Source organism: Brevundimonas sp. UBA7534, assembly GCF_002479325.1.
GTDB lineage: Bacteria > Pseudomonadota > Alphaproteobacteria > Caulobacterales > Caulobacteraceae > Brevundimonas.
The window spans coordinates 13,429-22,827 of record NZ_DLMO01000105.1; the positions used below are offsets into that span (position 1 = coordinate 13,429).

Here is a 9,399-nt window from a genome sequence, read left to right on the forward strand (position 1 = left end):
GCTCGAACCACATCCGTTTCCTGTGCCCGGACGTCACCTTCCGCCTGACCACCGACTGTCCGGTGTCGCACGTTCTGAACGAGCGCACCTTCAGGCTCGAGCGGTCCTTCGCCTTCTTCTTCGGGCCGGACGAAGGCTATGACCAGGACGTCGGGCCGGGCGTGCAGGCGGCGCTGGACCGCACCATCGCCTATTGGCGCGACTGGGTGAGAAAGCTCTACCTGCCGCTGGACTGGCAGGAGGCGGTGATCCGCGCGGCCATCACGCTGAAGCTGTGCGCCTATGAGGAGACGGGCGCCATCGTCGCCGCCATGACGACCTCCGTGCCGGAATTCCCAGAAAGCGGGCGCAACTGGGACTACCGCTACTGCTGGATCCGCGACGCCTACTACACGGTACGGGCGCTTAACCGGTTGGGCGCCGTCGACATCTTGGAAAACTATCTGGTCTATCTGCGCAACCTGGTGGACGATTCCGCCGGCGGACACGTCCAGCCGGTCTATGGCGTGGGCCTGGAGCCGGGTATCGGCGAGAGCATCGTCGAAAGCGTCGAGGGCTATCGCGGCATGAAGCCCGTGCGCGTGGGCAACCAGGCGCACGAACATCTTCAGCACGACGTGTACGGACAGATCGTCCTGCCGCTCGTCCAGGCCTTCTACGACCAGCGGCTGCTTCGCCCGGGCGTCATCGACGACTTTTATGCGCTGGAGAAGGTCGGAGAGCGGGCCTTCGCCATGCACGACCAGACCGACGCGGGGCTATGGGAGTTCCGCACGATCGCGCGGGTCCACACCTATTCCTCCGTCATGTGCTGGGCCGCGTGCGACCGCCTGGCCAAGGCGGCGGACCATTTGGGCCTGCACGAACGCGGCGAGGTGTGGCGCACCCGCGCCGACACCATCCGCACACGGATCGAAACCGAGGCCTATCTGCCGGAAGAGGGACGGTTCGCCGCCAGCTATGGCGGGCGCGAGTTGGACGCCTCCCTGCTTCAGATGACCGACCTAGGCTTTCTGGACGCGCGCGATCCACGCCAGGTGGCCACCTTCGACGCCATCGAGCGCGACCTGAAGAAGGGAAGTCATCTGTTCCGCTACGTCGAGCCCGACGATTTCGGCGAGCCCGAGACCGCCTTCAACTTCTGCACCTTCTGGTTCATCGAGGCCCTGCACCAGAACGGCCGGGTCGAGGAGGCGCGGGAAATCTTCGAGGAGATGCTGAGCCGGCGCACGCCCGCGGGACTGCTCAGCGAAGACATCTCGATCGAGGACGGGGAGCTGTGGGGCAACTATCCGCAGACCTACTCCCTGGTCGGCATCATCAATTGCGCCGTGTTGTTGAGCCGTTCGTGGACCGATGTGCGTTGATCCGTCTGGCCCCGGGGCTGGGGTCGCCAGTGGAAGAGTGAAATGAGTCGTCTGATCGTCGTGTCGAATCGGGTGTCCGCACCCACCGATCCCGCCGCTGGATCGGCGGGAGGGTTGGCCATGGCCCTGTCGGCGGCGCTGAGAAAGTACGACGGCCTGTGGTTCGGATGGTCCGGCGAAACCATCGACCATTGGAGCGGGGAAGTGAAGATCGAGGACCGGGCCGGCGTGACGGTCGGGCTGGTCGATCTGGAGCCCGCCGATGTCGACGAATATTACAACGGCTACGCCAACAAGACGCTGTGGCCGCTGTTTCATCACCGGATCGATCTGGCGCAGTACGAGCGGACGTATGGCGAGGGCTATGAACGGGTAAACCGCCGGTTCGCCGAGGTGCTGGCGCCGCTGATCCAGCCTGGCGACATGATCTGGATCCACGACTATCACATGATCCCGATGGCGCGGGACCTGCGCCGGCTGGGGATCAAGAACCGGATTGGCTTCTTCCTGCACACGCCCTGGCCCGCGCGCCAGCTTCTGGTGACGCTGCCTCACCACCGCCGTCTGGTCGAGTCGATGTTCGCCTTCGATCTGATCGGCTTCCACACACAGGAATGGTCAGATCTTTTCACCGACTATGTGGTGACCGAAGCCGGAGGCGAGCTGTTCGGGCACGGCGGGCTGGAGTGTTTTGGCCGCAAGGTCCAGACGGGGGTGTTCCCGATCGGCATCGACGTCGACGGGTTCCTGGCGGCGCGCGATTCCACACTGGGCGCGCGCACCTACGACCGGATGGCCGCCTCGGCCGTGTTCCGCTCGATGATCGTGGGGGTCGATCGACTGGACTATTCCAAGGGGCTGGAGGAGCGCCTGCTCGGCTACGAGCAGTTCCTCCAGGACAATCCGTCGATGCGCGGCGAGGTCTTCCTGCTGCAGGTCACGCCGATCTCGCGCGACGATGTGGACAGCTATCAGGACATCCGCGCGCGGCTGGACGCCCTGGCCGGGCGGGTCAACGGCGCCTTCGCCGACATGGACTGGCAGCCGATCCGTTATCTGAACCGCACCTATCGCCGGGATCAGCTGGCGGGCATCTACCGCGCGGCCAAGGTCGGCCTGGTGACGCCGCTGCGCGACGGCATGAACTTGGTGGCCAAGGAATACGTCTGCGCCCAGAACCCCGACGATCCCGGCGTGCTGATCCTGTCGCGCTTCGCCGGGGCGGCCGAGCAGATGGGCGAGGCCTTGCTGGTCAATCCCTACAGCCGCGAGGAACTGTCGGACGCCATCCACAAGGCCCTGACCATGCCCCTGGCCGAGCGCATCCGGAAATGGGAGGCGCTGATGAAGGTCGTGCGCGACACCGACGTCTCCATCTGGCGCGACGACTATGTGCGCGCGCTGCTGTCGGTCGACGGGGACGCGGATGACGGCCGTGTCGCGGACGCCGCGGCCTGACGATCAGTCCACGTCGAAGGTCAGCAGCAGGGTGCGCTGCATCGGACTGAAGTTGTCGTCCGACAGGATGTAGAGCCGTGTGCGCCCATTGCGCGTCTCGGCCGCAATCCCTTCGAAATTGTCCGTCGTGCCCGGCAGTTTCAGTTCGATAAGCACCGGTCCGAGGCTTCCGTCCGGCGCCATGCGGCGGACGTGGGCGCGCGCGTCCAGCGGCGGCCGATAGCGGCGCTGCACGACCAGCCAGCCGTCGTGGGCCGGATCGCGGTCCAGGCCGGTGATGCGGTATTCGCTGTCGGGTATCGGCGTCTCGGGCGGTGGCGTGACGCTGACGCAGCGGGCCGGATCGCAGCCCCAGACGCCGCCGGATTCCCCGGCCGCGCGCCACCCGCCGGGCGCGGCGGCCAATCCTTCGATTCCGTCGTTCTCGGTGAACGGAAAATCAGGGATCCGCATCGCCCGAGGCCGCGCCGACAGAGCGTCAAGCTTGCCGTAGTTCCAGATGCGGTGATCGCGCTCGAAGCTGACCAGCAGATCGCCCGAGGCGGTGAAGGCCAACCCCTCGGCGTCGCCGTCGACCTTTTCGGTGATCGGGGCGCCGTCGGCCAGTGTCAGCCGCCGCGTCTGAAAGCCGTCCAACCCGACCAGCCGTCCCACGCGATCCAGCCGCAGTCGCGCCCGCACCAGATCGCCGACGTCCGACACCGTGACCAAGCCGCCGTCGCCGGTCAGCTTCAGGTCTGACAGGCTGTGCAGCGGAGAGGTCGGGTCGGCCACGATCTCCACCCCGCCGGCGAAGCGGACGCCCGGAGCCAGGACCGCGCCGCCGGGCAGGCCCAGGCCGACGCTTTTCAGGGTGGCGGCGGCCTCGGTCCATCCGGCCGCCGGCTGGGGCGCGGGCCGGGGCGGGCCCAAGGTGCTGGCGCAAGCGGCCAGGGTCAGGGCGGCCAGGGTCAGGGCCGTGCGGGCGAATGGTCTCATGCAGCGGTCCTGCGTCTTCCGCGTGTCGCCGGCGCGGGGTCCTGCTCGAACAGTTCGGCCAGCTTCTCGGTCATGGCGCCGGCCAACTGCTCCACATCCACGATGGTCAGGGCCTTGCGGTACCAGCGGGTCACGTCGTGGCCGATGCCGATGGCCAGCAGTTCCACCGGCGACCGGTCCTCGATCTGGGCGATGACCTGGCGCAGGTGCTTGTCCAGATAAAGGGCGGCGTTGGCGCTCTGGGTCGAATCGTCGACCGGCGAGCCATCGGAAATGACCATCAGGATGCGCCGTTGCTCGGTGCGGGCCAGCAGGCGGTCGTGCGCCCACAGCAGGGCCTCGCCGTCGATGTTCTCTTTAAGCAGGCCCTCGCGCATCATCAGGCCCAGGTTCTTCTTGGCCCGGCGCCAAGGGGCGTCGGCGGCCTTGTAGATGATGTGCCGCAGGTCGTTCAGCCGTCCCGGATTAGGCGGCTTTCCGGCGGTGATCCAGGCCTCCCGGCTCTGGCCGCCCTTCCAGGCGCGGGTGGTGAAGCCCAGGATCTCGACCTTGACCCCGCACCGTTCCAGCGTCCGCGCCAGGATGTCGGCGCAAACCGCCGCGACCATGATCGGCCGCCCGCGCATGGAGCCGGAGTTGTCCAGCAGCAGGGTGACGACCGTGTCCCGGAACGGGCTTTCGCTCTCGGCCTTGAACGACAGGGGCGCGGTCGGATCGGTGACGATCCGGGTCAGGCGCGCGGTGTCCAGCATCCCCTCTTCCAGGTCGAAGATCCACGACCGGTTCTGCTGGGCCAGCAGCCGGCGCTGCAGCTTGTTGGCCAGGCGCGAGACGACGCTGGACAGGATCGCCAACTGGCCGTCCAGCAGGCCGCGCAGACGGTCCAGCTCCATCGGGTCGCACAGGTCGGCGGCGTCGACCACCTCGTCATAGGCGGTGGTGAAGACCCGGTAGGCGTCCACGGCGCGGCCGTCGTCGGCGGTCTGCTGGCTGTTGGGCTGCTCGCCCTCCTGAAGCTCGGGACCGTCCTCGGAGACCTGGCCGTCGGGGTCGGCGGGCGCGCCCTCGGGGCGGGATTCGCGCTCTTCATCGGCGGTCTGGTCGTCGGCGTCGCCCTCCATCGACTGGCCGCCTTCGCCGCCGTCCTCCTCCTCGTCCTGATCCTCGTCGGCGTCGTCGGGCCGGTCCTGGGGGGCGGGCTGATCCTCGCCCTGGTCCTCGGAGGCGTCGTCGCCCTTGCCGTCGCCGGGGTCCAGGTCCAGGGCGCGCAGCACCTCGCGCAGCTTCAGGGCGAAATCCGCCTGGTCTTCGGCAGAGGCGGCCAGGGCGTCCAGCCGCGCGCCGGCCTTGGCCTCCAGATTGGCGCGCACCAGGTCCAGCATGGCGCCCGCGCCGTCGGGCGTGGCGCGGCCGGTCAGCCGCTCGCGCACCAGCAGGCCGACGGCCTCGGCCAGGGGCACGCGCTCGGCCTGGGCGACGCGCAGGGCGCCCATCTTCTCCAGCCGGGTCAGCAGGGCCGCGTCCAGATTGCCTCGCACCCCGGCCAGGAACTGCGATCCCACCGCCTCGACCCGCGCCTGTTCGGCGGCGTCGAAGACGTCGGCGGCCTGGGCGTCGGCGGGACGCATTCGCCGGTCGGTCGCCTCGTCGTGATTGGCCAGCCGCAGGGCCAGGCGGTCGGCCTGGCCGCGCAGGGCCGCGCTCTCTGGACCGGAGGGGTCGCGCGGCGGATGGGGCAGGGTCAGCACGCCGCCCGCGACGCGCGGCCCGTCCGAACCGAACGCGACCTCCAGCTCCGGCTGCTCGGCCAGGGCGCGCGCGGCGTGTCCAAGCGCGCGCTTGAAGGTTTCGGCGGGCGTGTCGGGGGCGGCCATGGCCTCCAGTTAGTCGTTTCGCGGACGCCGGGAAAGGCGCTCAGGCGGCTTTTCGCAGCGGCAGGGGGCGGCCGTAGGTCAGCCGCCGCCAGACCCACTCCAGCGGCCCCATGCGGAAGCGCGACAGCCACAGCGGCGACCACGCCAGCTGCAGCGCCCAGACCGCCGCGACCACGCCCCACAGCTGCACATAGTCCATCCGCCCGAACAGACGCGGTCCCCACGGCATGTAGAATAGCGTCGTCATGATCAGCGTCTGGGCCAGATAGTTGGTCAGGGCCATGCGCCCGACCGGCCGCAGCGCCGCGACAAGGACGCCCGCGCCCCGCGTCGCGGCCAGGATCACCAGGCTGGCGTAGCCCAGGGTGACCACGACCGGATAGGCGCCGACCACCTCGCCAAGGCCGCCGGTGGCCGAGCGCCCGGCCGGCGCCGAGACCGCGCGCCATTCCAGCACCCCCAGCAGGGCCAGCACCACGCCTCCCAGGACGACCAAGGCGACATACAGCCCGGTGGGCGCGCGCCCGCTGAGGAAGCCCGACTTGAACAGCCCCATGCCCAGCATCATCAGCGGCACGGTCGAGAAGACGAACACCGTCAGGCTGGTCCCCTGCAGCACCAGCCAGGCGGCCAGGTTCTGGCCCAGGGCGCCGGCCCAGCCGCTGCGATAGGCCTCGATGGTCTGGCCCACCATCTCCGGGGTGAACTGCGAGCGGGCGAACTCTCCCGTCAGGGCGGCCGGGCCGTGGGCGGCGAACAGGGCCAGTCCCGCCTGCAGGCTGGCCAACAGCAGCGTCAGCCCCAGGCCCAGCCCGATCAGCCGCCGCGCCGGCAGCGAGCGCATCAGCGACACGAACATCCCGGCCCAGGCGTAGAGCAGCAGCACGTCGCCGTACCAGAAGGCCAGGCCGTGGATCAGGGCGATGACCGCCAGCCACAGCAGCCGACGCCGCAGCAGGGCGCCCCGCGCCGTGTCGTCACGCTCGCCCCCGACCAGATAGATCGACGCCCCGAACAGCATCGAAAACAGGGTGATGAACTTCTGCTGGAAGAAGACCTCCACCGCCCAACGGGCCGTGGCGTTGGCGCCCTGGACCGGAAACGGGGCCAGCGCCGGATCGTCATAGACCATGAAGGGCAGGGCGAAGGCGGCGGCGTTGACCGCCAGTATCCCCAGAACCGCCAGGCCGCGCAGGGCGTCCAGGGCGGCGATGCGGTCGCGGGGTTCGACGGGCGCGAGAGCCGGGGTTCGGGCAGGCTTGTCGGCGGTCTGTTCGATCATGCGCGCCCCGAGGCCGTCCCTGTCAGGTCTTGGGCATCAGCCCCAGCCGGTCCTTGACGGTCGGCTTGGCCTCGAAGGCGATGAAGGCGGCGCACAGTCCCGCCCACAGGCCGTAGCTGACGCCCCCGGCGATGGTGATGGGCAGGAAGCCGACGCCGAAGATCAGCAGGGTCGTTTCGGACGCGCCCAGGGCCTGGAGGAAGCCCCCCGCCTCGAACCAGCCCGCGACCATCAGCGCCAGCGCCATGGCGATCTGCAGCGTGCCGGCCAGCAGGCCGCCGAACAGCATGAACCGCCAGACCACGCCCAGGCGGGTCGAGGGACGTCCGCTGCGCGCCCGCTCGACCGAAATGCGCCACAGGCCTGCGGGCACGGCGATCAGGCCGATGATCAGGACCATCAACCGCCAGTCCAGTTCGCGGCCCGGCGTCCAGGAACTAGGCGGCCAGAAGGGCAGGGTCAGGATCAGGGGCGGCCAGGCGGCGCCGGCGAAGGCCGCCATCGCGGGCCAGGCCGGGGCGGGTCGGGCGAAGATACGCGCCTGGCCGGGCAGATCCTCGTAGCGTTCGACCCGGTTCATCGCGTCGGCACCGGGGTGTCGCCGGAATAGTCGTAGAAGCCCCGTCCGCTCTTGCGACCCAGCCATCCCGCTTCGACGTATTTCACCAGCAGCGGACAGGGCCGGTATTTGCTGTCGGCCAGACCGTCATAGAGCACGTTCATGATCGCCAGCACCACGTCCAGGCCCATGAAGTCGGCCAGTTCCAGCGGTCCCATGGGGTGGTTGGCGCCCAACCGCAGCGCCTGGTCGATGGAGGCGACGTTCCCCACCCCTTCGTACAGGGTGTAGATCGCCTCGTTCATCATCGGCACCAGGATGCGGTTGACGATGAAGGCCGGAAAGTCCTCGGCGTCGGTGGTGGTCTTGCCCAGGCTCTCGGCGAAGGCGACGGCGGCGGAATGGGTCTCGGCCGAGGTGGCGATGCCGCGGATGAAGTCGACCAGCTTCATCACCGGCGCCGGCTTCATGAAGTGCAAGCCGATGAACCGGTCCGGCCGGTCCGTCGAGGAGGCCAGGCGGGTGATCGAGATGGACGAGGTGTTGGTGGCCAAAAGGGCGTGCGGGGCCAGGTTCGGCACCACCTCGGCATAGACCGCCTTCTTGACCGCCTCGTCCTCGACCGCCGCCTCGATGACCAGGTCCGCGCCCGTCACCGCCTCGGCGATGGTGTCGACGGTCGAGACGCGCGCCAGCGCCTCGTCGGCCTGGTCCTGGGTGGTCGCGCCGCGACCCACCCCGCGCGCCAGGCTGGCGGCGATGCGGCCCTGGGCCAGAGGAAGCTGCGCGGCGGCGACGTCGTAGAGCCGGACCGAATAGCCGCCCAGCGCCACGGCCTGGGCGATGCCTGCGCCCATCTGTCCGGCGCCCAGGACGGCGACTGTGGTGATCGTGCTCATGAACCGCGGTCTGAAGTGGTCGGGGCCGGCACCTTAGGAAGGTCGCGGCGCGGCGCAAGGCCCCTTCGATACGGAATCGCCAGAATCCGCCGGCCCGTGTCGCCTCAGCCCAGCATGCCGATCAGGGCCGGCGCCGCCGCGCGGGTGAACAGCACGCTGGCGAACTGCAGCAGCAGGATGACCACGATCGGCGACACGTCGATGCCGCCCAGCGAGGGGATGATGCGGCGGAACGGCTCCAGCAGAGGCCGCGTGATCTGGTCCAGGAAACTGCCGACCGAATAGACGAAGCGGTTGCGGTAGTTGATCACGTCGAACGCGACCAGCCAGCTCAGGATCGCCTGGGCGATTATGAACCAGATCATCAGACTGATGACGGCGTTGACCAGCCAGACGATGGCGAAGCCCATGACGTGTCTCCATTAGCGCGAACCCGGCTTCTAGACCGGCGGGGGCGCCGCCCGCAACGCCTGCGGACCCGCCTGCGCCGATTGCGCGCACAAGCCCGTTGACACCGCCCCCGCCGCCCGCCTATGTCGCGCCCTCGCCTGGGGCCCGATCCAGACTGGAACCGGGGCCGTAGCTCAGTTGGTAGAGCGCGTCGTTCGCAATGACGAGGTCAGGGGTTCGACTCCCCTCGGCTCCACCAAATCCTTGTTCCACAAGGGTTTGGTCGGAAACAGGCGAAAAAACTGACACCACGCTGCTACACACGGCCTCCAAGAGACCGTCGAAAAAGCGTTCCTCTACAGTTAGTTCACCGTCCCGAGGCTGTAGCACCACCTCGTCGCACACACCGTCCAAACGGCCTCCCAGACCCTCTCCACGGTCACATAATGCTGGGCGGCGGCAATCGTCTGGCCTGATCGTCCGGGGATCGACCTACTACCTTCGTCTTCGTGTCCCTCGACCGTTGGCCGGGATCATCGGCAAGACGCACGTCATGAAGTCTCTGGGCACGGGATATCGGGCGGATGCTGTC

The 9,399-nt window shown here is 68.7% G+C and carries 9 protein-coding genes and 1 tRNA gene; 4 read left to right on the top strand and 6 right to left on the bottom strand.

The window, feature by feature from the left end; genetic code table 11:
* The coding region (locus B2U11_RS08040) for a glycoside hydrolase family 15 protein (RefSeq protein ID WP_292070984.1) at window positions 1-1,367 on the top strand (1,367 nt) is incomplete at its 5' end.
* A 42-nt stretch (window positions 1,368-1,409) separates the two neighbouring features.
* The gene (locus B2U11_RS08045) at window positions 1,410-2,825 is read left to right on the top strand and encodes an alpha,alpha-trehalose-phosphate synthase (UDP-forming) (protein WP_292070985.1); all 1,416 of its coding nucleotides are present in this window, start codon (window positions 1,410-1,412) and stop codon (window positions 2,823-2,825) included.
* Window positions 2,826-2,828: 3 nt separating this feature from the next.
* On the opposite strand, the gene B2U11_RS08050 is transcribed toward B2U11_RS08045, so the two are convergent.
* The 6 genes from B2U11_RS08050 to B2U11_RS08075 all read right to left on the bottom strand — a co-directional run bounded on the left by B2U11_RS08050 (window position 2,829) and on the right by B2U11_RS08075 (window position 8,827).
* Complete coding sequence (locus B2U11_RS08050) at window positions 2,829-3,803, bottom strand: esterase-like activity of phytase family protein (RefSeq protein WP_292070986.1); 975 nt, start codon at window positions 3,801-3,803, stop codon at window positions 2,829-2,831.
* Entirely contained in the window at window positions 3,800-5,677 is a 1,878-nt protein-coding gene (gene cobT / locus B2U11_RS08055; RefSeq protein WP_292070987.1) for a cobaltochelatase subunit CobT, read from the bottom strand. The genes B2U11_RS08050 and cobT overlap by 4 nt, the downstream gene beginning before the upstream one ends.
* A 40-nt stretch (window positions 5,678-5,717) precedes the next feature.
* The gene (locus B2U11_RS08060; RefSeq protein ID WP_292070988.1) at window positions 5,718-6,959 is read right to left on the bottom strand and encodes a DUF418 domain-containing protein; all 1,242 of its coding nucleotides are present in this window, start codon (window positions 6,957-6,959) and stop codon (window positions 5,718-5,720) included.
* Between the two features lie 22 nt (window positions 6,960-6,981).
* Window positions 6,982-7,539, bottom strand: a complete 558-nt coding sequence (locus B2U11_RS08065) for a hypothetical protein (protein ID WP_201217324.1) — start codon at window positions 7,537-7,539, stop codon at window positions 6,982-6,984.
* Entirely contained in the window at window positions 7,536-8,417 is an 882-nt protein-coding gene (locus B2U11_RS08070) for a 3-hydroxybutyryl-CoA dehydrogenase (RefSeq protein WP_292070989.1), read from the bottom strand. The genes B2U11_RS08065 and B2U11_RS08070 overlap by 4 nt, the downstream gene beginning before the upstream one ends.
* A 104-nt stretch (window positions 8,418-8,521) precedes the next feature.
* Window positions 8,522-8,827, bottom strand: coding sequence for a YggT family protein (locus B2U11_RS08075; protein ID WP_292070990.1), 306 nt, complete (start codon window positions 8,825-8,827; stop codon window positions 8,522-8,524).
* Between the two features lie 163 nt (window positions 8,828-8,990).
* On the opposite strand from B2U11_RS08075, the gene B2U11_RS08080 reads away from it, so the two are divergent.
* Both B2U11_RS08080 and B2U11_RS15735 read left to right on the top strand, forming a co-directional pair.
* Window positions 8,991-9,066, top strand: a tRNA-Ala gene (locus B2U11_RS08080).
* Window positions 9,028-9,399 (top strand): DUF6538 domain-containing protein (locus B2U11_RS15735; protein WP_409360160.1); only part of this gene is annotated, 372 nt, incomplete at its 3' end. The genes B2U11_RS08080 and B2U11_RS15735, both read left to right, overlap by 39 nt.

What these genes read in the sequence shown, in the direction of transcription:
- B2U11_RS08045 (WP_292070985.1), top strand. Translation starts at nt 1,410, where the DNA reads ATGAGTCGTCTGATCGTCGTGTCGAATCGGGTGTCCGCACCCACCGAT.
- B2U11_RS08050 (WP_292070986.1), bottom strand. Translation starts at nt 3,803, where the DNA reads ATGAGACCATTCGCCCGCACGGCCCTGACCCTGGCCGCCCTGACCCTG.
- cobT (WP_292070987.1), bottom strand. Translation starts at nt 5,677, where the DNA reads ATGGCCGCCCCCGACACGCCCGCCGAAACCTTCAAGCGCGCGCTTGGA.
- B2U11_RS08060 (WP_292070988.1), bottom strand. Translation starts at nt 6,959, where the DNA reads ATGATCGAACAGACCGCCGACAAGCCTGCCCGAACCCCGGCTCTCGCG.
- B2U11_RS08065 (WP_201217324.1), bottom strand. Translation starts at nt 7,539, where the DNA reads ATGAACCGGGTCGAACGCTACGAGGATCTGCCCGGCCAGGCGCGTATC.
- B2U11_RS08070 (WP_292070989.1), bottom strand. Translation starts at nt 8,417, where the DNA reads ATGAGCACGATCACCACAGTCGCCGTCCTGGGCGCCGGACAGATGGGC.
- B2U11_RS08075 (WP_292070990.1), bottom strand. Translation starts at nt 8,827, where the DNA reads ATGGGCTTCGCCATCGTCTGGCTGGTCAACGCCGTCATCAGTCTGATG.